Genomic DNA, 25815 nt, shown 5'->3' with positions numbered 1-25815 from the left:
CACCCGCAGCCCCCGCAATCGCCGAATTCCCCTGAGCCTGGGCGACCAATGCACCGAGCACCGCGTGGGCCATCAATTGCACCTCGCGATCACCCTCGGTCAGTTGCTTGATGGTGTTCGCGAGATAAGGTGCCGATGCCCCGGCCAACGCAGCCCCAATATCACCACCAGCAAGCCCCTGAAGTGCGGCAGTCACGGCCTGTGCCGCTCGCTGAAGCTGGCTCCCGGTGCCGTACTGGGACATTTCCTTCTGGTAGATCGCGCTTTCTTCGATCTGCTCTCGGCTCGGATTATGGTTCCCGTTCTTGGCTAGCTCTTCTCTCGCCGCCTTGGTGGCATTGATCTCCCCCTGCGTCCGAACGATGTCCATCGCCTGGGTGCCGATCTCGGCGATCAACTGCACCTGCTTCAGCCGGTTCTGTTCCTTCTCCTTGTCGAAGATCGGGCTGATGCTGCCGTTGGCGTGCTCGACGTCGCGGCTCAGGCTGGCCACGTCCTGCTGCTGGTTGGCCGGGTCGCGGATTTCGAGGGTGCCGTTGGAGATGGCCGGTGCCGCTGGCGCTGTCGCCGTGGTTGTAGGCCACCAGCATGCCGCTGGGCATGTTGCTGATGAATTTGCCGCTGCCATCGCTGCCACTGCTGATGCTGACGCTCTGTTGCTGGCTCTTGTAGTCGGCCTTGTTGTCGAGGCTGCTCCAGCCCAGGGTGCCGGTGCTCAGGCGGTTCTTGTCGGCTTCGGCGGTGCTGGCAATGACGCTGCCGTCCAGTTGCGTGTGGTTGCCCACGTCGATCTGGAAGCCGCCCTTGCCGGCGTAGAGGCCGGTCTGCTCCTGCACGCTCTTGTAGTTGGAGTCGATCTTGCTCTGGCTGGCACTGACGCTGGCGCTGCCGCCGGTGCCGATGATGGCGACGCTCGCCCCGGCGGAGACGTTCTTCTGCTTGGCGTCGTAGTAGTCGCTGTCCTGCAGGCTCTGCAGGGTCAGGTCGCGGCCGACGTTGGCGATGATCTGCTCGCCGTTGACCTGGGCGCCCTTGAGCGTGGTGTCGCGGCCGCTGACCAGCTTGACCTGGCTGCCGGCGTCCAGGGTGGTTTCCGTCCAGGTGGTGCCGGTGCCGATTTCCTTACCCGAGCCCTGGTTGGCGTTGGCGAAGATGCTCAGGCCTACCCCTTTGTCCGCCGAATACCCCACGCTCACGCCAACTGCGCCGCCGCTGCTCTTGTTCTTGCCATCGAGCTTCTGGGTGTTGGCGGCGGCTTCGAGCAGGATGTCGCGGTTGGCGGCCAGCAGCATGTCGTTGCCGGCCTTGAGCTGGCTGCCCTGGATGCGGATGTCGCCGTCCTGGCCCACGGCGCCGCTGCCGGTGGCGAGGATGTTGAGGTTGTTCCCCGCGGTCAGGCTGCTGCCCTGGCTGACACTCTGCTCCTGGGTCTGCTTCGAGCTGGACTTCTGCGAGCCGAGCGAGGCGCTGATGCCGAAGAACTGGCTGACGCCGCCCCCTTCGGTGCCCTGCTGCGCCGCCTGCCAGGCCTGCACGCCGGTCAGCCCGGCCTTGATGCCCTGCAGCGCGGAGAGCCGGCTGTCGTCTTCGTGCCTGGCCTGCTTGGCAGTCTGGTAGCCAGCGTCCATGGCACTGCCCACGGTGCCGGAGAGCGCCAGGGTCAGGCCACTGCTCTTGCTCTTGTAGGTCTGCTCGCTGCGGTTCTCGTTCTGTGCGGCGAGGATGTCGACGTTCTGCCCGATGAGGTTGATGTCCTTGCCGGCGATGACGTCCGAACCGCGGATGGTCAGGTCCTTGCCGGCCTGGATGTCGACGTTGCCCAGCACGCTGCCGATGGTGCTGCCGCGGGTCTGCTCGCTGTGGCTGGTCTGGGTGGCCTGGGTACTGGCCGAGCCAATGGTGAAGCCGAGCCCGCCGCTGCTCATCACGCCGGATTTCTTCTTCGACTCGGCGTGGCTGGTCTCGCTGGTTTCGGTGGCGCCGTCGATCAGCACGTTGCGCCCGGCCAGCAGGCTGGTGCCGTTGGTGGAGGCCACGCCGCTGCCGCTGACACCGATGTCCTGGCCGGCGCGGATGGCGATCTTGTCGGCGCTGACCAGCGAACCTTTCTGGGTGGTGTAGAGGGAAGTGTCCTCGGTCTTTTTCTCGGAGCTTGAGAGCAGCCCATGGCTGCGTTTGGTCTTGCTCAGCGCATGGCTGTCGGTTTCCGCCGCCGCCTGCAGGTTCACGTCACGGGAGGCGTATAGGTAGGCCTCGTTGCTGGCGCTGATGGTGCTGGCGGTCAGGTTCAGGTCCTGCCCGGCGCTGGCCACCAGGTCGCCGCCCGCCGTCAGTTCCGCGCCGAGCTGGCGGGTCTGCCCGATCTGTTCGACGGTGCGGCTGCTGCTGGTCTTGCTGCGGACTTCGACGCTGGCGGCGTCTTCGACAGCGCTCAGGTTGATGTCGCGACCGGCGGCGGCGGTCAGGTCGCCCTTCGCGCTCGCCTGGCTGCCCACGACGTTCAGGTCACGCCCCGCATCCAGCACCAGGTCGCCCCCGGCCGTCAGGCTGGAGCCGTGGTTCTGCGCGACCGTGGTGGTGGTGACGTGGTGCCCGCCCTGCTGGATGTCGCGCAGGCGGCTGGCGTCGGTCACGGCTTGCAGGTTGATGTCGCGGCCGGCGCCGAGGTAGCTGTCGCCGCCGCTGGCGAGGCTGCCGCGGTTGGTGATGTCGCGGCCGGCGTCCAGGCTGAGGTCGCTGCGCGCGCTGATGCTCGCGCCGGCGTCGAGGAAGCTGCGGTATTCGTCGCCACCGATGCCGGCGGTAACGGCGGTGCGGTCGTTGACGATGTCGCCCTTGAGCGCGGTGAGGTCCACCTGCTCGCCGCGGATCTGCCCGGCCAGGGCGTTGCGGATGCTGTCGCCGGCCAGCAGGCTGACGCGCTGGCCGGCGTCCATCAGGCCGCCCTGGAGGATGCTGCCGCCGGCGCTGGCGCTGAGGTCTTCGCTGGCGCGCAGGGTGCCGACGTTGACCAGGTCGCCGCCGGCCATGAGGTTGAGGTCGCGGCCCTGGATCAGGCTGCCGCCGCGCAGGTTGCGCGCGTCGGTCTGGGCCAGGTAGACCACCGGGACCAGCACCTGCTGGCCGTCGATCACGCGGGTTTCCATCCACACGATGTCGTGGGTCAGCGCCGCCACCTGTTCGGCGGAAAGGCCCACGCCAACGCTCAGCTGCAGCGCATCCTTGGCGGCCAGGGCGTTGTCCATCAGGTACTGGAACTGGTCGTAGTCGCTGGTCAGGCCGTCGAGGAAGCGCTGGCCGGTCTGGGCCTGGATGGCCTCGCGGATCAGGCGGGTTTCGTAGGCGCCGTCGCCCAGGCGCTTCCAGGCCTGGTCCGGGTCGAAGCCGAGCTTGCCGAGCAGGTAGTCGGAGTTGAGGAAGCGCCCCAGGTCGGTGAGCGCCGGGTTGGTTTCGATGAGGTAGTGGCTCTGTGGGTCCGGGCTGCGGATGAACATCCCGTACTGCCCCTGGGGCAGGCGGAAGGTGTCGGCCGCCGTCGGGTCCACGGCGGCGAAGGGCACGCCGCTGTAGTCCACCGGGATGAAGCTGACCTTCTGGCTACCGTCGGCGGCCGTGTGCGTCACGCTCTGCACGGTCTGCGGCCCGCTCACCTGGGCGTCGCTGGACTGTTTGTTGAGGGTCAGGTTGACCGTGCCCAGTTGCCCGCCCAGCAGGCTGCCGGCCAGTTGGCCGGTGAGCTGGGCGAGGCTGTATTCGCTGACGGTGCCGTTCTGCAGGTTGTGCGCCACGTTGAGGGTGACGCGGTTGCCGGCCTGCAGCGTGGCCGGCGCGGACTGGGCGCCGTCTTCGCTCCAGGTGACGACCGGGGTGCCGATCGCCCAGCGGTCGCCGTTGTAGATGGCCCAGAGCTGGTCGTACAGGTCCTGGTCGAAGGTGCCCGCGGCCATCTTGGTGTTGAAGGCGCGGGCCAGGTTTTCCATGGTGTCCCACTGGCCGGTGGGGATCTTGCCGTAGTCGCCCGGCACCACGTTGATGACCACCACCTTGTTGCCGGTGCGCGAGGTGTTGCCCTGGTTGAGCAGCGAGTCGGCGTTGATGGTCAGGTCGCCGTTGGCGGCGAGGGTGCTGTTGCGGTTTTCCACCGCGCCGGCGTCGATGGTCAGGTTGCCCCCGGCGGTCAGCCAGGCGGCGGGGCTGTTCTGGGTGATGCGCTCTGAGAGGGTTTCGTTGACGTCGATCTTGCCGCGCTTGAAGGAGTCGTGGCCGCCGCAGTGCTGGCCGCACTGCACGTCGAATTCGCCGAAGCTGGTGGTCTGTTCGAAGGCGAAGACGTCGCGGGCGTTTTCCAGGCTCGCCACGTCGAGGTGGATGTCGCCTTGCGCCTCGATGGTGCCGGAGCGGTTGCTCAGGCTCTGCGCCCGTCCGCCGTCCCGGCCGGCGAAGCTGAGGTTGCCCTGGCTGTAGAGGTCGCCGTAGCGGTTGCTCAGGCTGGCCGCGCGCAGGGTCATGTCGCCGCCGCTGAACAGCAGGCTGTCGGCGCCGTTGGCGATGCCCTGGCTGGTGATGTCTAGCGCGCCGAGGGCGCCGAGGGTGCCCGTGTTGTTCACTTGCGCGGCGCTGGCGTGCAGGGCCTGGTTGGCGATCAGCCAGCCCTGGTTGTTCAGGTTGCCGGCGAGGCTGAGCCGGGTGTCCAGGCCGCTGGCCAGGCGACCGCCCAGTTGGGTGAAGTTACCGGCGTTCAGGGTGAGGTTGCGCTGGGCGGAAAGCAGGCCGGTGTTGTAGGCGTCGCCGCCAAGGGTCAGGCCCAGGTCGCCATCGCTGAGCAGCTCGCCCTGGTTGTTCAGGTAGGCGGCCGTCACGCTCAGGTTGCCGGCGCTGGCGATGCGTTCGCCGGCGCCGACTTCCAGGCCCTGGCCGACACGCAGGTCGAGGGCGCCGTTGACGCGCATCTGCCCGGCATTGGCCACGCTGCCGAACTGCCATTGGCCCTCGCCCAGGCCGGTGAGCGAACCCGCGCCGACGAGGCTGCCCGCGCCCAGGCGGAACAGGCCGGTGCCGGCATGCTGGACCTGCCCCTGGCCGTTGAGCAGGGCTGCGCCGCTGTCCAGTTCGAAGGCCTGGCTGGCGACGCCGATGTTCCCGCCCTGGTTGTTCAGTTGGCCGGCGCTGCGGATGTGGCTGCTGTCGCCGCCGAGCGCGCGCAGGCGCCCACCCTGGCTGTTGTCCAGCGTGCCGCTGTCCAGTTCCAGGCTGGTAGCCGATTCGATCAGGCCAGCCTGGTTGTTCAGCGCGCCGCTGCTGGCGAGCATGACGCGGCCGCCGCTGAGCTGGCCGCCGCCGTTGTCCAGCGTGTTGCCGGTGACGCTCAGCTCGCTTTTGCCGAACAGCTGGCCGCCCCGGTTGATGAGGTTGCCAACCACCAGTTCGAGCTTGCCGAGCAGGCTGGCGATGCTGCCGGCCTCGCCGTCTGCCTGGCTGTTGTCGAGGCTCGCGGCGCTGATGGCGACGCTGTCGCCCTGCACGGTGCCGGCCTGGTTCTGCAGGCTGCCCGCCCCCAGCACGGCGGTCACGGCGCCGCCCTGGGCATGGACCAGGCCCCGCTGGTTGTTCAGCGCGCCGGCCGTCACCGACAGGCCCGCGGCGCCCGCCAGCAAGCGCCCGGACGCGGAGTTGTCGACGCTGCCGGCAAGCACGTCGAGCCGCTCGCCGCGCAGGGTGCCGCCACGGTTGTCGAGCTGGCCGACGGCACGGGTGAACAGCAGAGCCTGGTCGCCTGCGTCGATCAGGCCGGTGGCGTTGTTCAGCACGCCATCCAGGCTCAGGCTCAGCTGTTCGCCATTGCCCACCACCGCGCCGCCCTGGCTGTTGTCCAGGTTGCCGCCCAACAGCTCGACGCGCTGGCCCAGCACCACGCCGCCACGGTTTTCCAGCTGCGGCGCTTGCAACCGCAGGCCCGCGTCGCTCTGGATGCGCCCCTGGTCGTTGGACAGGCGCTGTTGCGCCGTGAGGGCCAGGCCATCCGCGCCGGCGACCAGCAGCCCCTGGGCGCTGTTGTCGATGACGCCGGCGCTCGCCTGGATGCCATCACCCACGATGCGGCCGCCGCGGTTATCCAGCGCCCCGCTGGTCCGCAGCAACAGCTGCGCCCCGGCGAGGGCGCCCTGGCGGTTGTCCAGGCTGCCCGCCGTGACGTCCAGGTTGCCCTGCACCGATTGCAGGCGTCCCAACGCGTTGTTCAGCGCCTGGGCCACGGTCAGTTTCAGCGCGCCGTCGGCGCTCAGCGTACCGCCGGCGTTGTCGCTGATGCTGGCGAGGTCGGCCTGCAGCGTGCCGCCCAGCAACAGGCCGTTGGCGTTGTCGAGATCGCCGGCGGTCAGGGTCAGGGCGGAGCCGGCCTGGACCAACCCATTGCGGTTGGCCAGCGACTGGGCATTCAGGTTCAGCCGCTCGGCGGCCAGGGTGCCGCCGCTGTTGTCCACGGCCCCCTGGGAGGTCAGGTCGAGGCGCTGCGCCACCAGCTTGCCGGCGGCGTTGGCGAGGTTGCCGACGTCCAGCAGCAGGGCGCCGCTGGCCTGGGCCAGGCCCTCGGCGTTATCGAAGGCGCCGCTCAGGCGCAGGTCGAGGTCGCCCCGCTCGGCGCTGAGAACGCCGCCCTGGCGGTTGTCCAGGCTGCTGCCGGCGAGGTCGATGGAATCGCCGACCTGGGTTCCCGCCCGGTTGTCCACCGCTCCGGCGCTGATCCGCAGGGCCTGCGCGGCCTGCAGCTTACCGCCGGCGTTGTTCAGTGCGCCCTGGCTGTTCAGCGCCAGGTCGCCGCCGCTGGTGCCGATCAGGCCGCCGGCGTTGTCGATACGCTGCGCGTCGATCCGTGCGCTGCCAGCGACGATGCGCCCCTGCTGGTTATCCAGCGTGCCGCCGGCCAGCGTCAGGCTGCCGCCATTCACCTCCAGGCGACCGTTGCGGTTGTCCAGGCTGGTGAAGTTCAGGCTGGCCGCCTGGCCGTCGCCGAAGCGGACCAGGCCGCCCAGGTTGACCACGGCGGGGGCATCGAGCAGCAGGCTGCGCTCGCCGATCAGCTGCGCGCTGTCGCCGAGGTTGTTGAACTGGCGGGTGCGCAGCGCGACTTCGCGCCCCTGCAGGGTCCCGCGGTTGTCCAGTTGTTGGCGGGCGTCGACATCGATGCGCTCGGCGTAGGCCTGCCCCGCGTTGTCCAGGGTGTCGGCGGCCACCTTCAGGCTGCCGGTGGCATCCAGCCGGCCACGGTTGCCAACGTGGTCGGCGGCGATGTCCAGGCCCTGCCCGGCGATGCGCTGCTCCCCCTCGATGCCGGCGACGATCTGGCCAGCGTTATCCAGGCTGCCGGCGCGCAGTTGCACGCCTTGCCTGGCCGCCAGGCTCTGCGCATTGCTCAACGCACCGCTGGCCTGCACGCTGGCACTGCCCCCGGCATAGGCCGGGCCGTTCAGCGCCACGTCCTGGCCTTTCAGCGCCAGGTCCCCGCTGGCCGCTACCTGGGCCAGTTCCAGCTTGCCGTTGGCGTCGATGCGGATGTCGCCGGCGCTGGCCGCCATGTTGCCGGCCAGTTTCACGCCCACGCCTTGTTCGGTACCGACCAGGCGGATGGTGTTGGCGTACATGCCGCCGAGGGCGGCGCTGTCGATGGCCAGTTGCGGCTTGGCGCTGCCGTCGTCGGGCTTGGCGGTGGCGGCGAGACTTTCCGCATCCACCGTGTTGCGCCCGGCCACCACGGTGAGTTGCTTGGCGTACAGGTCGGCGTTGAGCTTGGCGCTGCGGGTGATCAGTTCGAACTGGTCGAGATTGCTGGCGTTGAGCCCGGCGCCTTCGATGGCGATCTCGCCGCCATCCACGTCGTAGCCCTGCAGGCGTTCGCCGGCAAGGATCGGTTTGCCGGTGGTGAGGGTGGCGCGCGGGGTGTTGATGAAGCCGCAGCCGTTGCAGGTGATGCCGTGGGGGTTGGCGACTATGACGTGGGCGCCCTGCCCGGCCACTTCGGTGTAGCCCTTGAGCTGCGAGGGATTGGCCCCGGTGACTTCGTTGAGGATCTTCTGCGCCGCCTGGCCCTTGAGGTTGGGGTTGCCGATGATGATCCCGCCCAGCTGGGTGCTGGAGGTCTTGCCGGTGGCGTTGTTGAGGATCAGGCCCTGCTGGCCGACGTTGTAGTCGCTGAATTTATTGTGCGAGAGGCCGCTGCCATTGGGCGTGGCGATGTTGACGATGGGCACGCCGTTGCCCGCCGCGCCGATCTGCGTGTTGCCGCCGGCGGCCGCATCCACCGCTAACTGGGCGGCGGCCGCGACTATCGGATTGAGGAACAGAAGGCCGGCCAGGGCGCTGGCGATGGCTTGGTAGAAGGGGCGGCGGATGTCCATGTCCTGGGGTCTCCGTGGTGTTGCGGCGTCAGAAGAACAGGTCGACGCGGAAGTAGACCGGGTGTTCGCGTTTGTCGATCACGCTGGGCCGCTCCAGGGAGCGGGCGAAGCTCAGGGTCGCGGCCAGGTACTGGCCGCGGGCGTTGAACTCCAGCGCGTGGCCGCTCAGGCGGCCGTGCAGTTCGGGGTTGTAGCGGTCGTGCGCGATGGCGCCGAAGTCGTAGCCGTAGCCCACGCCGTACTCCTGCAGCCAGGGCTGCAGCGCCACCCAGGTCACCGGGCGGCGCCAGCGTAGCTGGTTGCGCCAGTAGTAGCCGCTGTCGCCGGACAGGCTCTGGTCCTTGAAGCCGCGCACCGAGTTGAGCCCGCCGAGGCTGATGCGCTGCGGGCTGTAGAGCACGTCCTCGCTCTTCTGCGCGGTGGCCAGGGCGTCGAAGCTGAAGTTCTCGCCCCACAGCTGGAAGGGCTGCAGGTAGCTGAGGGTGAGGGTGTATTTGTCGTAGCGGGCGTGGGGCTGGTAGGGCTGCGGGTCGTGCTCGCCCTGGGCGCCGAGCGCGCCTATGCCCTGCTGCCAGCCGGCGTCGAGGTTGACGAAGGCGCTGCCGATGCGCCGGCCGTGGTTGAAGCCCAGCTGGCCCTCGGTGATGCGGCTGCTGGAGACGTCGAGCTTCTCGTCGTCGATGTAGTTGTTCGAACGCACGTGGGCCAGGCCGAAGTTGACCGCGGTCTTGCTCAGGCTGTCGCGGTGCAGCACGCGCTCGGCGCCGAACTGGTGGGAGCGGCTGTCGCCGTCGAGCTTGAAGGCGAAGCCGCTGCCTTGGTTGCGGGTGCGGTAGTAGCTCTGGTTGTAGCTGTAGCTGAAGGTCCACCAGCCGTAGGGCAGGCTGTAGAACAGGCCCTGGTTGTCGGAGTGCTTCCAGTGGTCGCTGACCACGTCTTCGGCCACTCGCAGGCCGAGCTGGTCGGCCAGGCCCAGCGGGCTGTCCCAGTCCAGGCCCAGGCCGGCCTGCTGCTCGCCGCTGCTGCGGTCGCCGTTGTTGTCGCGGAAGGCCGAAACGCGCCAGGGCTTGCTGCGCTCGCCGGCCAGCTGCACGCGGCTGCCGCCGACCTGCTCGCCGGGCACCAACTCCACTTGCGCGTGGCGCGAGGGCAGGCGGTTGACCTGGTCGACCAGCTGTTCCAGCTCGCGCAGGTCGAGCACCTCGCCGGCCTTGCCGGGGAAGCCCATGGCCAGTTCGCGTGGGCTGGCCACGGCGGAGTCGTCGAAGCCTTCCAGGCGGCCTTCGACCACGATGATTTTCAGCGCGCCGCCCGAGAGGTCCTGCTGCGGCAGGTAGGCGCGGGTGGTGACGAAGCCGCGGGCCAGGTAGTGGTCGGTGATGGCCTTGAGCAGCGCATTGAGCTGGGCCACGCCCAGGCACTGGCCGCGGTAGGGCGCCAGCAGGCGCTCGCGGGTGGCGGCGCCGAGGTGCCCGGCGCCTTCCAGGGTGATGTCGCGGATGTCGAAGCAGCGCGTGTCGGCGGGCTGCTCGGCGGGGGCCTGCGGCGCTGCCTTGCCGGGTAGCTGCTGCAATTCCTCCAGGCGCTTCTGCTGTTCGCGCAGCAGCTGCTCCTGGCGGTCGCGTTGCAGGTCGCGGTCGCCGGGGGTGGTCAGCGGCGCGGCGGAAACATCCAGAACGACGGCCAGGGCCAGGCCCAGCGTCCAGTAATGGGGAATGGACTTCATCCCTTCGATCCCTCGGCTACGACATCCGGTTACAAAACCGGGCCGATTAAATCATGGCCAATTGATGTTGAGGGAGTGTCATTCGGCGACTGGTTTCTCTTTTAGGACTATTCCTATGAAGCCGGCAGACGGTGAACCCAGATGCGCCGCAGCACCGTGGCGAATTGCCGCGACAGGCGCCCGCTGTTGTAGTGCTGGCCATAGCGCTCGGCTATCTGCCGCACTTCGCGGGCCAGTTCGGCGTAGCGGCGCGCCGGCAGGTCGGGGAACAGGTGGTGCTCGATCTGGTGGCTGAGGTTGCCGGTGAGCAGGTGCAGCAGCGGCCCGCCCTCCAGGTTGCTGGAGCCGCGCAGCTGGCGCAGGTACCAGTGGCCGCGGCTCTCGCCCTGCAGCACGCTGGCCGGGAACACCGCGGCCTTCTCGGTGAAGTGGCCGCAGAAGATCACCGTGAAGGTCCACAGGTTGCGGCAGCACGAGTTGGTCCTGCCAGGCGATTGAACCGGCAGCGCAGTTCCCTGCCCAGGCGGCCCTTGAAGTACTGGTCCGGCCTGGCCAGGCACGGCCTGAATCGCCACCCACAGCGGCTGCCAGCGGTAGAAGGGCTTCCACTTCTGCTCGGGGAACAGGCGCACCACGCCGTAGCCGACGTCGTCGTCCTTGCCCAGGACGTTGGTGTAGGTGTGGTGGATGTGGTTGTGGGTGTGCCGCCAGAAGTCGGAGGGGCCGGCGATGTCCCATTCGTACTGGCGCCCGGCGAATTCCGGGTCGTTCATCCAGTCGTACTGGCCGTGCATGACGTTGTGGCCCAGCTCCATGTTCTCGAGGACCTTGCCCAGGCCCAGGAGCAGGCTGCCGAGCAGCCAGGTGGGCGCGGACCAGCCGCACAGCAGCAGTGCGCGGCCGGCCCAGCAGCAGGCGCGCACGGCGCTGCGCACGCGGCGGATGTAGCGGGCGTCGGCGCCGCCGAGGTCGTCCTGGGTGCGTTGGCGCAGGGCGTCCAGTTCGGCGCCGAAGGCGGCCAGCTCGGCCGGGGTGAGGTCGCGGTCTTCGCGCATGCTGGGGTTCCGGGGAGGCTAGAGGTCGAGGCTGACGTCGCCCTGCGGGGCGCTGACGCACAGGCGGATGGGCTGCTGCGGCTCGTTGTGCAGCGCGCCGCTGCGCAGGTCGCGCACGCTGCCGGCGAGCAGGGTGCAGGTGCAGCTGGCGCAGATGCCCTGGCGGCAGCCGTGGGCCGGGCGCAGGCCGGCGGCCTCGGCCTGTTCCAGCAGGCTGCGCTGGTTGTCGCCGGCCACCTGGCGGCCGCTGCGGGCGAAGTGGAGATGGACCTCGCGCGGGGCATCGTCGGTGGACCAGGCGGGCGCGCTGAAGGCTTCCCATTGCAGGCTGGCGGCGCGGGGTTCGAGCTGGTCGCGCACGGCGCCGACGAAGCCGGCCGGGCCGCAGGCCAGCACGTGCCCGGCGGGCAGGCCCTGCAGGTGTTCGGCGTGGAAGCGCCCGCGCAGTTCGCCGGCCTGCGCCGCGCCGCCACTGATGGCCCAGCGCGGGTGGAAGTTGGGGTACTCGCGGGCCAGGGCTTGCAGGCGCTCGACGAAGGCGCGCTGGCTGCGTTCGCGCACGTAGTGCAGCAGCGTCACCGGGCCGCGGTAGCCGTCGGCCAGGGCCTGGCGCAGCAGGCCGAGCAAGGGTGTCAGGCCGCTGCCGGCAGCCAGCAGCAGCACGCCGCGTTCGTCCTGCGGCCAGTGCAGCTCGCCGCCCGGCGCGCCCAGTTCCAGCACGTCGCCAACGCACAGCCGGCCCAGCAGCAGCGGCGAGACCCGCCCGCCGGGCTGCAGCTTCACCGCGATCTCCAGGCAGCCGTCCTCATCGGCGATCAGGCTGTAGCTGCGCCCCAGGCGCACGCCGTCGTGCTCGATGAACAGCTGCAGGTGCTGGCCCGGCCGGGCGCCGCGCCAGTTGGCATTGGGCCGCAGGCGCAAGGCGAGCATGTCGTCGGCCACCCACTGGCGGCCTTCGACGCGGGCAAACACCCGGTTCAGCGCCCAGGCCGGGTTGAGCGCGGCCAGCGCGGCATCGACGTCGGCCTCGCGCAACCAGCGTTGGTGCACCAGCGCGCGCAGGGGGCCGAGCAGCGGGCGCAAGGCACGCAGCCAGGCCAGGGGAAGCAGAGACATGGACGGCATCCAGACAGTAAACACTTGTTCACTAAACTGGCATGCCGCCACTTTTCAGTCAACAGTCGTTCACTGAAGTGGCCGGCGCAGTCGCCGATTTCCCCGGCCATTTGCTAGAGTGCCGGGGCCCCTGCCATGGAAGCCCCGATGTCCTCTCCCCGCGCCGAACAGAAACAGCAGACCCGCCAGGCCCTGATGGACGCCGCGCGCGGCCTGATGGACAGCGGCCGCGGCTTCGGCAGCCTGAGCCTGCGCGAAGTGGCGCGCGCGGCGGGCATAGTCCCGGCCGGTTTCTACCGGCACTTCGCCGATATGGACGCCCTGGGCCTGGCCCTGGTGGCCGACGTCGACGAGACCTTCCGCCAGACCCTGCGCGCGGTGCGGCGCAACGAGTTCGAGCTGGGCGGGGTGATCGAGGCCTCGGTGCGCATCTTCCTCGACGCGGTGAGCGCCAACCGCACCCAGTTCCTGTTCCTGGCCCGCGAGCAGTACGGCGGCTCGCTGCCCATCCGCCAGGCCATCGGCACCCTGCGCCAGCGCATCACCGACGACCTGGCGGCGGACCTGGCATTGCTCAACAAGCTGCCGCACCTGCAGGTGCAGGACCTCGACGTGCTCGCCGACCTGGTGGTGAAGACGGTGTTCGCCACCCTGCCCGAGCTGATCGACGCGCCGGCCGAGGCACTGCCGGCGCACCTGACGCCGGAGGCCAAGGTTACCCAGCAGCTGCGTTTCATCATGATTGGGGCCAAGCACTGGCTGGGGATCGGGGCGCGGGGCTGAGGCTGGGGGCTTCCTTGTAGGAGCGAGCTTGCTCGCGAACCCGCCGGAGACGCCTGAGTTCTGGTTCAACTCCGCTCCCTCTCCCCAGCCCTCGGCTGCGCGCCCCGCCCTGAAGGGAGAGGGGGCTTGTCCGTGCCGAGAAAGGGAATGGTTTCAGCTGGAAACCGTCGGAGCTGTCGGCTAACTCCAGAACATCCAAGCGCTCCGAACGGTCCCCTCTCCCTTCAGGGAGAGGGTTAGGGAGAGGGAATGGAGCCAACCCCAAACACCGGCGTCACCGGATAACTCCCTTCGCGAGCAAGGACTAGGCGTCCCCCTCGCTCCTACAAAAACCCTCATTCCGCCCCACATCGGTGCGCACCATTTACGTGCGCACCAGCAACGCGCACGCGCACCATTGCTGACCACTCGGACAACCCGCCCAGCCCCCGCCACTGCTGGCCGCGCCCGCCCCTGGCAAGGCCCTTGCTGTAGCTCGGCCATTGCCTACTGCCGGACACCGCCATGCTGGTCATCCACCAACGCATCGAGCCCCGCGAGCGCTGGGACGCCGAACTGCACCTGAACTACGAGGCGCGCAGCAAGAGCCGCCTGCGCTGCTACAGCCGCGATGGCGAGGACGTCGGCCTGTTCCTCGAACGCGGCCAGCCGCCGCTGGCGGACGGCGACTGCCTGCTGGCCAACGACGGCCGCGTGGTGCGCGTGTGCGCCGCGCCCGAGCAGTTGATGCACGTGACCTGCGCCAGCCCCCGCGAGCTGAACCGCGCCGCCTACCACCTGGGCAACCGCCACGTGGCGCTGCAGGTGGGCGAAGGCTGGCTGCGCCTGCTCGACGACTACGTGCTCAGGGCCATGCTCGACCAGCTAGGCGCCACGGTGCAGAGCATCGAGGCGCCGTTCCAGCCCGAGCACGGCGCCTATGGCGGCGGCCATCACCATTCGCACCACGGCGAGGCGGAGTTCAACTACGCGCCGAAGCTGCACCAGTTCGGAGTGCGCAAGTGACCGGCACAGGCCTCTGGCCGTTGCTGCGCCTCGCCAGTCCGCAGTTGCCCATCGGCGGCTACAGCTATTCCCAGGGCCTGGAAGCCGCCCTGGAGCATGGCCTGGTGAGCGATGCCGACAGCGCCTTCGCCTGGCTGGCCGACCAGCTGCAACTGAACCTGGCGCGCTTCGAGGGGCCGCTGCTGGCCGAGCTGCTGCGCGCCGCGCTGGCCGCCGACTGGGCCGCGCTAAGCGATGCCGCCGAACGCCACCGCGCCAGCCGCGAAACCCGCGAGCTGGCCCTGGAGAGCCGGCAGATGGGCTTTTCCCTGGCGCAACTGCTGGAGGCCCTGCCCGAGCTGGACGAAGCGGCCCGCGCCTGGCTGGCCGCGCAGCCGGAGCCCTCGCTGGCCGCCACCTGGGCGCTGGCCGCGCGGGCCTGGGGCCTGGACGTGGAGCAGGCCCTGGCCGCCTGGCTGTGGAGCTGGGCCGAGAACCAGCTCGCGGTGCTGATGAAGGCCCTGCCCCTGGGCCAGCTGGCCGCGCAGAAGCTCACCTCGCGCCTGCTCCCCGAACTCGAACGCGCCTGCGCCGCCGCGCTGGCGGAGGATGCGCCCGGTGGCGCGCCCTTCGGCCTGGCCCTGGCGAGCATGCTCCACGAAACGCAATACAGCCGTCTGTTCCGTTCCTAGGAGAACCCCGCATGAACTCCCAACCCCTGCGCGTCGGCATCGGCGGCCCGGTGGGCTCCGGCAAGACCGCCCTGACCCTGGCGCTGTGCCACGCCCTGCGCGAGCGCTACGATCTGGCCGTGGTGACCAACGACATCTACACCCAGGAAGACGCCCAGTTCCTGGTGCGCAACCAGGCCCTGGCGCCGGAGCGGATCATCGGCGTGGAAACCGGCGGCTGCCCGCACACGGCGATCCGCGAGGACGCCTCGATCAACCTGGAGGCGGTCGACCAGCTCAACCGCCGCTTCCCGGGCCTGGAGCTGATCCTGGTGGAGTCCGGCGGCGACAACCTCTCGGCCACCTTCAGCCCCGAGCTGTCGGACCTGACGCTGTACGTGATCGACGTTTCCGCGGGCGACAAGATCCCGCGCAAGGGCGGCCCGGGCATCTGCAAGTCCGACCTGCTGGTGATCAACAAGATCGACCTGGCGCCGCTGGTCGGCGCCTCGCTGGAGGTGATGGCGCGCGACGCGAAGAAGATGCGCGGCGAGCGGCCCTTCGTGTTCAGCAACCAGAAGACCGGCCAGGGGCTGGACGAAATCATCGCCTTCATCGAACGCCAGGGGCTGCTGAGCGCGGCCTGAAGCACAACCCACAAGGAGTTCCCCATGTCCCTGCGCAAAAGCCTCTATGCCCTGGCGCTGTGCCTCGCCCCGGCCCTCGCCTTCGCCCACCCCGGCCACGGCGAGCACGGCCTGGCCGCCGGCGTGCTGCACCCGCTGACCGGCCTCGACCACCTGCTGGCGATGTTCGCCGTCGGCCTCTGGGCCGCCCAGCAACAGGGCGCGGCGCGCCTGGCGCTGCCCTGTACCTTCGTCGGCGCCATGCTGCTCGGCGGCCTGCTCGGCTTCGACGGCGTACAGCTGCCCTTCGTCGAGACCGGCATCGCCGCCTCGGTGCTCGCCCTCGGCCTGTGCGTGGCCCTGGCGGTGCGCCCGCCGCTGCCGCTGGCCACGGCCGTGACCGCGCTCTTCGCCCTGGCCCACGGCATCGCCCACGGCCTGGAGCTGCCGGAACTGTCCAGCCCCTGGGCCTACGCCGCCGGCTTCGTCTGCGCTACCGCCGCCCTGCATGCCGCGGGCTATGCGCTGGTGCGCTTCCTGCCGCAGGCTGCGGCGCCGTTGGTGCGCGTGGCGGGTTTGGCCTCGGCGGGTGCCGGGGTGTGGTTGCTGGCGGGTTGATCGCGAATCCGGATTGAGAATCGCGGACGGAGTCCGCTCCTACGGGAGGAGGAATACCGTGCCTCCCAGCAACCTGTAGGAGCGGGCCCTGCCCGCGATTCGCGCGCAGGGCGCGCTCCTACATGGGAATGAGCATGGGACTGAGCCAAGGTGCTCTTCGTAGGATGGGTTGAGCTTGCGAAACCCATGCGGTCACGGTGATGGGTATCGCTTCGCTCAACGCCATCCTACGACGGCGCTAAGGCTCGCTCCTACGAGAAGCCATACGCACCGCCCCGTCAGAGCGAAATCGGGTAGTTGAAGATCACCCGCGTCTGGTCGAAATCGCTGTTGAAGCTGCGCCGGTTGCTGCCATGGTTGACGCGCACGTTGAGCTTCTTCAGCGGCCCGCTCTGCACCGTGTAGCCCAGCTCCAGGTCACGCTCCCATTCCTTGCCGCCGCGGCCCACCTTGGTGGTGGCGTTGTCGCCCTTGCCGTAGCGCACCATGCTCACCAGGCCGGGCACGCCCATCGCGGCGAAGTCGTAGTCGTAGCGCAGCTGCCAGGAGCGCTCGTCCTCGTTGGTGAAGTTGCCGTTGAACATGTCGTTGCCCATGGTCCTGCCGCTGCTGCCGTAGACCGACTGCCAGCCACCCTTGCCGCCGACCTTCTGCAGGCCGAGGTAGAGGGTATGCCCGCCATGGTTGGCCGAGAGCAGCGCGTAGGCGGTGTGGCTGTCGATGTCGCCGGCCAGGGCGCGGCCGTCGTCGCGGTCGAAGAACAGGCCGAGGTTGGCGCCCAGCACCCAGTCGCCCACCGGCTGCTTGTGCAGCAGGTTGAAATAGCGCTGGGTGTAGATGTCCTCCAGTTGCGCGTACCAGGCGCCGACCAGGGTGCGCTGGTCGTTGAAGCGGTATTCGCCACCGGCGTAGTTGAAGGCGTCGGACTTGGCCGTGGGCGCCGACCAGGACGACAGGTCCTGCATGTCCGCCGAATTGCGCAGGCTGACCTGGTCGTAGCGCCCGCCGTACAGGCTCACCCCGGCCCACTCGCGGGACACCAGCGCCGCGCCGCGGAAGGTCTGCGGCAGTAGGCGGCCATCGTCGTAGCGCAGCACCGGCACGTCCGGCAGCATTTCGCCGATCTTCAGCTCGCTGGCCGACAGCCGCAGCTTGGCCGCCACCGCCACGCGCCCGTATTCGTCGGCGGCCTTGCCGTCGTCATGTACCGGCAGCAGTTCGGAGCCGCTCTGCTCGCGGCTGCTGTTCAGCTTCACGCCGTACAGGCCCATGGCATCCACGCCGAAGCCCAGCGGCCCGCGGGTGTAGCCGGAGCTGAACTTGAGGATGAAGCCCTGGGCCCATTCGTTGATCAGGCTCTTGCCGGCGCTGTGGTCGCGGAAGTCGCGGTTGAACGCGTAGTTGCGCAGCACCAGGTCGGTGCGCGAATCCTCGAAGAAGCCGCCCTCCTCGGCCAGCGCGGGCGCGCACAGCAGCGGCAGGGCCACGCAGGCGAGGGACGGCAATACGGCGGTGTGACGGTTTTGCATTGTTATTGTTCTCCGTTTTTTTCGGGGTGCAGCGGCCCGCGGCGCGTCCGTGTAGGCGCGCCGTGGGCGGGGTGGGTGGCAGAACCGGCTAGGCGATCAGAACGGGTAGCGGCGCGCCTCCCGTTGCACGCTCACCCAGTGGTCGCGGGTGAATTCGTCTATCGCCCAGTCGCCGTTGAAGCGGCCAAGGCCCGAGTTCTTCTCGCCGCCGAAGGGCGCGTTGGCCTCGTCGTTGACCGGGATGTCGTTCACGTGGGTCATGCCCGCGCGGACCTTGCGGGCGAAGGCCACACCGCGCTCCAGGTCGCCGGTGAACACGGCGCTGGAAAGGCCGTACTCGCTGGCGTTGGCCAGTTCCAGGGCATGGGCCTCGTCGCGGGCGCGCAGCAGGCCGATCAGCGGGCCGAAGATTTCGTCGCGGGCGATCTCCATGTCCGGGCCGACTTCGCCATACACGTGGGGCGCCAGCAGTTGGCCCTGCACGCCGCCTTCGTACAGCGGCCTGGCGCCTTCGCGGCGGGCCAGGGCGACCTTCTCCAGCAGGCCTTCGAGCTGGCGGGCATTGATGATCGGGCCGATGGCGGTGTCCATCGACTGCGGGTCGCCGACCTTCACCTGCTTCACGCGCTCGACGAAGCGTTCGGCGAAGGCGTCGTACAGCGCGTCGACCACGATGATGCGGTTGATCGCCATGCAGATCTGCCCCTGGTGCAGGAACTTGCCGAACACCGCGGCGTTCACCGCCTGCTCCAGGTCGGCGTCCTCCAGCACCACGAAGGGGCTGTTGCCGCCCAGTTCCAGGGCCACGTGCTTGAGGTGCGCGCCGCCGCTGGCGATGCGCCCGATGTTGCGCCCCACCGGGGTGGAGCCGGTGAAGGTCACCAGGCCCGGCACCGGGTGCTCGACGAAGGCGTCGCCGATCTCGCTGCCGGCGCCGACCACCACGCTGAGCACGCCGGCCGGCAGCCCGGCTTCCTCGAAGATGCGCGCCAGCAGCAGGCCGCCGCACACCGGGGTGTCGCTGGCCGGCTTGACCACCACCGCGTTGCCCAGCGCCAGGGCCGGGGCCAGCGAGCGCTGGGTGAGGTGCAGCGGGAAGTTCCACGGGCTGATGACGCCGACCACGCCGATGGCGCTGCGGTACACACGGCTCTCCTTGCCGGGGATGTTGGAGTCGACGATGCGCCCGTGCACGCGGCTGGGGAAGGACGCCGACTCCAGGGTGATGCCCCGCGCCGCGCCCCATTCCAGGGTGGCCTTCAGGCGGGTGCTGCCGGACTCGCGGATGATCCAGTCGATGATCTCCTCGCGGCGCCGGTCGAACACCTCCACCACCCGGTGGAGCAGCGCGGCGCGTTCCGCCGGCGGCAGCGCGGCCCAGGCCGGCTGCGCCTCGGCGGCCTTGCGGTAGGTGGCGTCCAGGTCCTCGCGGCTGGCCTGGGGGATTTCCGCCAGCAGGCTGCCGTCGTAGGGGTTGCTGTCGCGCAGCACCTTGCCGGCGCTGCCGGTGCGCCATTCGCCGGCGAGGGGTTGCAGGTGGAAGTCGGTGTAAGCGGTCATGGACGTTCTCCTGATCAAACGGGTTTTTCCGGGGCGGCGAAGGCCGCGCCGGCGTCGCGCGGACGCACGCGGATGAAGCCGATGGCCAACGCGCCGATGACGCCGGGCAGGGCGAAGGCCAGGAAGTTCTCCTGGAACGGCAGCTCCAGGGCCAGCAGGCTGCCGCCGAGCATGGGCCCGGCGATGGCGCCGAGGCGGCCGATGCCAGCTGCCCAGCCGACGCCGGTGGAGCGCACGTGGGCCGGGTAGAACTGCGAGGCGTAGGCGTGGATCACCGCCAGGGTGCCGATGGTAGTGGCGCCGGCGATCACCAGCAGGGCGTTGAGCAGCCAGGGGCCGGGGTTGATGCCCAGCGCCGCCAGCGAGGCCGCGGCCAGGGCGAAGAACAGCACCAGCGTGCGCTGGGTGCCGAGGCGGTCGGCCAGCCAGCCGCCGAACAGCGCGCCGAGGGTGGCGCCGACGTTGAGGGTGACGAGGAACACCAGGCTGGAGGTCAGCGGGTAGCCGCCGTTGGCCATCAGCTTCGGCAGCCAGGTGTTGAGGCCGTAGCTCATCAACATGCACATGGCGAAGCCGAGCCACAGCAGCAGCGTGCCCAGCGCCTGGCCGCCGGCGAACAGCTGCGGCAGGCGCGCCTTGTCCGCGTCGGCATGAGGCTTGGCGATCGCCAGTTCGGCCCCCGCACGGTAGTTCGGCTCGACCTTGGCCAACAGCGCATCGAGTTCGCCGCGGCGGCCCTTGAGTTCGAGGAACGCCGCCGACTCCGGCAGGTAGCGCAGCATCAGCGGCACGCTCAGCACCGGCAGCACGGCGACGTAGAACACCGACTGCCAGCCCCACTGCGGGATCAGCGCGATGCCGACCAGCGCCGAAAGCACCGCGCCCACCGAGTAGAAGCTGGACATCACGGTGATCAGCGTGGCGCGGCGCCCGGCCGGGGCGAACTCGCTGATCAGGTTGACCGCGCTGGGCACCAGGGCGCCCAGCGCAAGGCCGGTGCCGAAGCGGCAGACGCCCAGCTCCAGCGGGTTGCGCGCATGCCCGGTGAGGAAGGCGGCGAGGCTCGCCAGCAGGGTCATCAGGATCACCAGGCGGCGCCGGCCGAAGCGGTCGGCCAGGGGCGCCAGCAGGGTGCCGCCGAAGAGCATGCCGAACAGCGCGCAGCTGCCCAGGGTGCCGGCCTGCACCGGGCTGAGCTGCCACTCGTGCATCAGGCGCGGCACCACCGAGCCGTAGACCACCATGTCGTAGCCGTCGAACAGCATGTCGTAGCCGTCGAACAGCATGATGAAGCAGCCCCAGGCGAGGATCAGCCAGTGGGTGCGGTTGAAGCGGGCGGCGTCGATCACCGCCGCGACTGTCGTCTTGTGCATAACCACCTCTTGTTATTTTTCTGTGGGTGTAGCGGGAGGCGCCCCAGGCAGGGCGCGCACGCGTCAGGGCTCGATGGTCAGGGTGGGCACCTCGATCAGCACCGGCTCGTCGCCGGCCAGGGCGCGGGCCAGTTCCGCGCGCAGGCTGGCGGCGTCGGCGGCCTGCACCGAGCGCACGCCGTAGCCGCGGCCGAGCTGGCAGAAGTCCAGGCCGGGCACGTCCAGGCCGGGGGCGTCGGGCACGTCGAGCACCCCGGCGAACCAGCGCAGCGCGCCGTAGGTACCGTTCTTGAGGATGATGAACACCGCCGGGACGCGGTATTGCGCGGCGGTCCAAAGGGCGGTGATGCCGTAGTTGGCCGAGCCGTCGCCGATGATGCCGATCACCCGCCGCTGCGGTTGCGCCAGCTGCACGCCGACCGCCGCCGGCAGGCCGAAGCCCAGGCCGCCGGCGGCCGGGAAGAAGTAGCTGCCCGGCTCGCGCATCTGCACGCGCTGCCAGAAGGCGGTCACGGTGGAGGTGGATTCCTTGACGAAGATGGCGTCGTCCGGGGCCAGTTCGTCGATCACGTCGAACACCGTTTCCGGGTGCAGCGGGCCCGCTTCGGCGGCGCGCGGCGCCGGGCGCGGCAGGGCTTCGGGCATCGGCCGCGCGCTGGGGCGAACGGCTTCCACCAGGGCTTCGAGGGTGAGGAAGATGTCGCCGACCAGGGCATCGCCCATGGGCGCGCGGGCGGCCTCGCCGGGGTCGCAGGTGATGTGCACCAACTCGGCGCCGGCGGGCAGGTAGTCGCCCGGGGCGAACTGGTGGTAGCGGAACACCGGAGCGCCCACCACCAGGATCAGGTCGTGCCCGGCGAGCCGTTGCGAGATGCCGGCGATGGCCGCCGGCAGCACGCCGCGGAAGCACGGGTGGCGCGTGGGGAACGGGCAGCGCGAAGCCGAGGGCGCGACCCAGGCCGGCATGCGCAGCTTCTCCGCCAGTTGCACGGCCAGCGGGTTGGCGCGGGCGCCGTCGACGTCCGGGCCCAGCACCAGCACCGGGTTGCGCGCCCGCGACAGGCGCCCGGCCAGCTCGCCCAGTTGCGCCGGCGAAGGCAGCCCGGCGCTGGCCACGTTGCGCGCGGCCAGGTGCTCGACGCCGGCCGGCGCCGGCTGCGCCCAGTCGTCGTAGGGAATCGACAAGTACACCGGGGCCTTGGGCGCCAGGTTCGCCATGTGGATGGCCTGGCTCAGCGCGCGCGGCACGTCCTGGGCGCAGGCCGGTTCGGCGCTCCACTTCACCAGCGGCTTGGGCAGTTGCGGCGCCTCGACGTTGGCCAGCATGGCCTCCACGCCGATCATCGAGCGCACCTGCTGGCCGGCGCTGATCACCAGCGGGCTGTGGCTGTACCAGGCGTTGGTCAGCGCGCCCATGCCGTTGCCGGTGCCGGCGGCGGCGTGCAGGTTGACGAAGGCCGGCTTGCCGCTGGCCAGGGCGAAGCCGTCGGCCATGCCGACCACCGCGCCTTCGTACAGGCCGAGGATGTAGCGGAAGTCCGCGGGGAAGTCCTTGAGGAACGGCAGCTCGTTGGAACCGGGGTTGCCGAAGATGGTGGTCAGGCCGTGGCGACGGAGGATGTCGTAGGAGGCGCAATGGACGGTTTTCATGCTGGCCCTTCAGGCTCGTTCTTGGGTTTGCGCTACTGTCGCAGCGGCCTGATAATCGATCAAATCGATAGTCTTTCTATCGAAAATAAAAACCATCTATGTGACTGCCATGGCCCAGATCGACCTCAACCTGATCCGCACTTTCGTCACCCTCTACGAGGCCGGCAGCGTGACGGCCGCCGCCGAGCGCCTGTTCGTCACCCAGCCTTCGGTGAGCTACGCCTTGGCGCGGCTGCGCGAGCTGTTCGACGACCCGCTGTTCAGCCGCAGCCGCGACGGCATCCAGCCGACCTTCGTCGCCGAGCAGCTGTACGCCACCCTGCGCGAGGCGCTGACGCGCATCGAGGGCGCGGTGCAGAGCACCCGCCAGTTCGACCCGGCCACCACCGAGCGGCGCTTCCGCATCGCCCTGTCGGACCTGGGCGAGCTGGGCTTCCTGCCGCTGATCCTGGCGCGGCTGAACCGCGAGGCGCCGCTGGCCGAGGTGGAAGTGCTGCCGCTGCAGGTGGACGAGGTGGGCGACTGGCTGGCCAGCGGCAAGGTGGACACCGCCATCTGCCGCCAGGCGGTGCCCGGCAGCCGCAGCCGGGTGCTGATCCAGGAGCGCTACGTGTGCCTGCTCAGCGCCGACCACCCGCGCATCGGCGAACGCCTGGAGTTGCCCGGCTACCTCGCCGAACGCCATGTGGTGGTGACGCGCACCTCCGGCCACGGCATCGCCGAGGACGTGCTCCAGGCGATGAAGCTGGAGCGCCGCATCGCCCTGCGCGTGCCGCACTTCTCGGTGCTGCCGAAGATCATCCCCGGCACCGACCTGCTGACCATCCTGCCGGCGCAGATCGCCCGCATGTTCGTCGTCGAGGGCGGGCTGAAGATGCTCGAACTGCCCTTCGCCGTGCCGGCGTTCGAGGTGTCCCTGCACTGGCGCGCGAGCAGCGAGCAGTCGGCGGCGCTGGAGTGGTTCCGCAACGCCATCGCCGACGCGATCCTCGAAGGGCAGCATTGAGGCGCCCTCAGTGCGCGGCCAGCGGCTCGCCGGCCGGCGCCGCCGGGCGCAGGCCCAGCAGCACCATGGCGGCGGCGACGAAGACCACGGCGAACACGCCGTACAGGTGCAGCGGTTGCCAGCCGTCGTCCAGCAGCAGCCCGGCCACGGTGGGCGAGAGAATGGCGCCCAGGCGCCCCACGCCGATCGCCCAGCCCACCCCGGTGGCGCGCACGCCGGCCGGGTAGATCAGCGGCGACAGCGCGTAGAGCCCGGCGATGCAGCCGTTGGCGAACAGCCCGATGAGCAGCCCCAGGCCAAGCGCGGCGGCCAGTGACGAGGCCGAGCCGAGGAACAGCACCAGCAGCGCCGCGGTGACCAGCATGAAGCCCTGCAGCACCCGCGCCAGCGGCACGCGCGCCGAGAGCGCGCCGACCAGGGCGGCGCCGAAGATGCCGCCGATGCTCAGCAGCACACCGCCGGTGATGCCCTGCTGCGCGGTGAGGCCGGCGGCGGTGAGCAGCTTGGGCGTCCAGCTCATGATGAAGTAGAAGCCGAACATGGCGAGGAAGAACAGCAGCCAGATCAGCAGCGTCGAGCGGCGCAGCGCGGGCGCCAGCAGCTGCAGCATCGCCACGCCGGAGGCCTCGCGCGAGCGGGCTTCGGGCAGCGCATCCAGGCTCTGCAGGCCCAGTCGCCGGGCCAGGCCGTTGACCCGCGCCAGGGCGTTGGCCGGACGGCGGGCGAGGAGGAAGTCCAGCGACTCGGGCAGGCCCGCCAGCACCAGCGGGATGGCCGCCAGGGAGATCAGGCCGCCGGCCAGGAACACCGAGCGCCAACCCCAGTGGCCGATCAGCCACACCGCCAGCAGCCCGCCGAAGGTGGCGCCCAGGGCATAGCCGGTGGACTGCAGGCTGACCGCCAGGGGGCGCCAGCGGCGGTTGGCATATTCGGCGGCGATCACGTTGCTGCTGGCGAGGATGCCGCCGATGCCAAGGCCGGTGAAGCCACGCAGCAGGGCCAGTTGCGTCGGGCTCTGGGCCAGGGCCGAGCACAGCATGCCGAGGCCGCACAGCAGCAGGCAGAAGAGGATCAGCGGGCGGCGCCCGAAGCGGTCGGCGCGCGGGGCGATGAACAGCGAGCCGGCGGCCATGCCGAACAGCCCGGCGCTGAGCAGCAGGCCGACCTGGGCGCCGTTCAGGCTCCACTCGGCGGAGACCGAGGCGGCGGTGAAGGCCATCACCAGCACGTCGAAGCCGTCGATCATGTTGAGCAGGATGCAGATGCCGATGGCCGTCCACTGGAAGCGGTTCATCGGGCCCTGGTCGAGGGCATGGCGCAGGTCACGATTCATGGGCGCACCTCCGGCAGACGGAGGTTCGGGAATGGGCGCACGGCATGGCGGGTTCCTCTTGTTCTTGTTGTGGAGGCTTGGTTGGCGCACACCCTGGCAGCGGTGGATCCCGAGCACAAGCCCCCATTGGATCCCAAAATCACGGAATGGGCTGACGGAAACCACAGATCCCACAGCCTTTACGACGCCAAGATCCAGATTTTACGGAGCCTTCAGCTTGGATTCGGAATTCGTTCGGTTATCGAACTGATTATTTTTCGACCACCACGGTTGACAGGCTTTCCGCTCGAAGCCAACCATTGGATCCAATAAAAACCACAAGATGAGGATCGCCCCATGTTCCCGAAGAACGCCTGGTACGTCGCCTGCCCCCCCGACGAGATCGCCGGGAAGCCCCTGGGCCGGCAGGTCTGCGGCGAGAAGATGGTCTTCTATCGCGGCCCCGAAGGCCGCGTGGCGGCGCTGGAGGACTTCTGCCCGCACCGCGGCGCGCCGCTGTCGCTGGGCTTCGTCGAGGACGGCAAGCTGATCTGCGGCTACCACGGCCTGGCCATGGGCTGCGAAGGCCACACCGAGTCCATGCCCGGCCAGCGCGTGCGCGGCTTCCCGGCGATCCGCAAGTTCGCCGTGGAAGAGCGCTACGGCTTCATCTGGGTGTGGCCGGGCGACGCCGCGCAGGCCGACCCGGCGCTGATCCACCACCTGGAATGGGCCGACAACCCGGACTGGGCCTACGGCGGCGGCCTGTACCACATCCAGTGCGACTACCGGCTGATGATCGACAACCTCATGGACCTCACCCACGAGACCTACGTGCACGCCAACAGCATCGGCCAGAAGGAGATCGACGAAGCCGCGCCGAAAACCCGCGTGGAAGGCGAGGAAGTGATCACCGAGCGGCATATGCAGAACGTCATGGCCCCGCCCTTCTGGCGCCTGGCCCTGCGCGGCAACGGCCTGGCCGACGACGTGCCGGTGGACCGCTGGCAGATCTGCCGCTTCACCCCGCCCAGCCACGTGCTGATCGAAGTGGGCGTGGCCCACGCCGGCCACGGCGGCTACCACGCCCCAGCGCAGCACAAGGCGGCGAGCATCGTGGTCGACTTCATCACCCCGGAGAGCGAGACCTCCATCTGGTACTTCTGGGGCATGGCGCGCAACTTCCAGCCGCAGGACGCGGCGCTTACCGCGACCATCCGCGAGGGCCAGGGGAAGATTTTCGGCGAGGACCTGGAGATGCTCGAACAGCAGCAGCAGAACCTGCTGCGCCACCCGCAACGGCAATTGCTGAAGCTGAACATCGACGCCGGCGGCGTGCAGTCGCGGCGCATCCTCGAACGCCTCTGCGCGGCCGAGCAACAGCAACCCGCCGCCGCGCTCATCGCCAGCGCCTGA

16 protein-coding genes are annotated in these 25815 nt (G+C 69.7%); 7 read left to right on the top strand and 9 right to left on the bottom strand.

From position 1 onward, the window contains the following. Positions 1 to 290: 290 nt before the first annotated feature. From IG194_RS32785 to IG194_RS16405, 4 genes are all read right to left on the bottom strand, one after another. Entirely contained in the window at positions 291 to 8390 is an 8100-nt protein-coding gene (locus tag IG194_RS32785) for a hemagglutinin repeat-containing protein (protein ID WP_225617123.1), read from the bottom strand. Positions 8391 to 8418: 28 nt separating this feature from the next. After that, positions 8419 to 10116: a ShlB/FhaC/HecB family hemolysin secretion/activation protein gene (locus IG194_RS16415; protein ID WP_058488240.1), complete on the bottom strand. Its 1698-nt coding sequence runs from the start codon at positions 10114 to 10116 to the stop codon at positions 8419 to 8421. A 113-nt stretch (positions 10117 to 10229) separates the two neighbouring features. Continuing rightward, positions 10230 to 11171 carry a fatty acid desaturase family protein gene (locus tag IG194_RS16410; RefSeq protein WP_192353592.1) on the bottom strand — a complete coding sequence of 314 codons (942 nt, stop codon included), beginning with the start codon at positions 11169 to 11171 and terminating at the stop codon, positions 10230 to 10232. An 18-nt stretch (positions 11172 to 11189) separates the two neighbouring features. Next, positions 11190 to 12287, bottom strand: a complete 1098-nt coding sequence (locus IG194_RS16405; RefSeq protein ID WP_058488238.1) for a flavin reductase family protein — start codon at positions 12285 to 12287, stop codon at positions 11190 to 11192. Positions 12288 to 12434: 147 nt separating this feature from the next. Between IG194_RS16405 and IG194_RS16400 the strand changes: the two genes are divergently transcribed. The 5 genes from IG194_RS16400 (at position 12435) to IG194_RS16380 (ending at position 15969) form a co-directional block, all read left to right on the top strand. Beyond that, positions 12435 to 13070, top strand: coding sequence for a TetR family transcriptional regulator (locus IG194_RS16400; RefSeq protein WP_058488237.1), 636 nt, complete (start codon positions 12435 to 12437; stop codon positions 13068 to 13070). A 504-nt stretch (positions 13071 to 13574) separates the two neighbouring features. Next, positions 13575 to 14075, top strand: coding sequence for an urease accessory protein UreE (gene ureE / locus IG194_RS16395; RefSeq protein WP_058488236.1), 501 nt, complete (start codon positions 13575 to 13577; stop codon positions 14073 to 14075). Then, positions 14072 to 14746 carry an urease accessory protein UreF gene (locus IG194_RS16390; RefSeq protein ID WP_058488235.1) on the top strand — a complete coding sequence of 225 codons (675 nt, stop codon included), beginning with the start codon at positions 14072 to 14074 and terminating at the stop codon, positions 14744 to 14746. The genes ureE and IG194_RS16390 overlap by 4 nt, the downstream gene beginning before the upstream one ends. A gap of 11 nt (positions 14747 to 14757) precedes the next feature. Further along, positions 14758 to 15372: an urease accessory protein UreG gene (ureG, locus tag IG194_RS16385; protein ID WP_058488234.1), complete on the top strand. Its 615-nt coding sequence runs from the start codon at positions 14758 to 14760 to the stop codon at positions 15370 to 15372. A 24-nt stretch (positions 15373 to 15396) separates the two neighbouring features. Further along, on the top strand, positions 15397 to 15969 hold the full coding sequence (locus tag IG194_RS16380; RefSeq protein WP_058488233.1) for a HupE/UreJ family protein: 573 nt from the start codon (positions 15397 to 15399) through the stop codon (positions 15967 to 15969). 278 nt (positions 15970 to 16247) lie between these two features. On the opposite strand, the gene IG194_RS16375 is transcribed toward IG194_RS16380, so the two are convergent. From IG194_RS16375 to mdlC, 4 genes are all read right to left on the bottom strand, one after another. Then, a complete protein-coding gene (locus IG194_RS16375; protein ID WP_058488232.1) occupies positions 16248 to 17498 on the bottom strand; it encodes an OprD family porin in 1251 nt (416 codons plus the stop codon). A gap of 96 nt (positions 17499 to 17594) precedes the next feature. Next, complete coding sequence (locus IG194_RS16370; protein WP_058488231.1) at positions 17595 to 19058, bottom strand: aldehyde dehydrogenase family protein; 1464 nt, start codon at positions 19056 to 19058, stop codon at positions 17595 to 17597. A gap of 14 nt (positions 19059 to 19072) precedes the next feature. Beyond that, positions 19073 to 20431: an MFS transporter gene (locus IG194_RS16365; protein ID WP_058488230.1), complete on the bottom strand. Its 1359-nt coding sequence runs from the start codon at positions 20429 to 20431 to the stop codon at positions 19073 to 19075. A gap of 63 nt (positions 20432 to 20494) precedes the next feature. Next, positions 20495 to 22081: a benzoylformate decarboxylase gene (gene mdlC, locus IG194_RS16360; protein ID WP_058488229.1), complete on the bottom strand. Its 1587-nt coding sequence runs from the start codon at positions 22079 to 22081 to the stop codon at positions 20495 to 20497. Positions 22082 to 22190: 109 nt separating this feature from the next. Between mdlC and IG194_RS16355 the strand changes: the two genes are divergently transcribed. After that, complete coding sequence (locus tag IG194_RS16355; protein WP_058488228.1) at positions 22191 to 23087, top strand: LysR family transcriptional regulator; 897 nt, start codon at positions 22191 to 22193, stop codon at positions 23085 to 23087. Positions 23088 to 23094: 7 nt separating this feature from the next. On the opposite strand, the gene IG194_RS16350 is transcribed toward IG194_RS16355, so the two are convergent. Next, positions 23095 to 24420: an MFS transporter gene (locus IG194_RS16350; RefSeq protein WP_058488227.1), complete on the bottom strand. Its 1326-nt coding sequence runs from the start codon at positions 24418 to 24420 to the stop codon at positions 23095 to 23097. 336 nt (positions 24421 to 24756) lie between these two features. Between IG194_RS16350 and IG194_RS16345 the strand changes: the two genes are divergently transcribed. After that, complete coding sequence (locus tag IG194_RS16345; RefSeq protein ID WP_058488226.1) at positions 24757 to 25815, top strand: aromatic ring-hydroxylating oxygenase subunit alpha; 1059 nt, start codon at positions 24757 to 24759, stop codon at positions 25813 to 25815.

The organism is Pseudomonas sp. ADPe, from assembly GCF_014843515.1.
Classification (GTDB): Bacteria; Pseudomonadota; Gammaproteobacteria; order Pseudomonadales; family Pseudomonadaceae; genus Pseudomonas; species Pseudomonas citronellolis.
The sequence above is the reverse complement of the archived record's forward strand: the minus strand, read 5'-3'. Positions and strand labels throughout refer to the sequence as shown.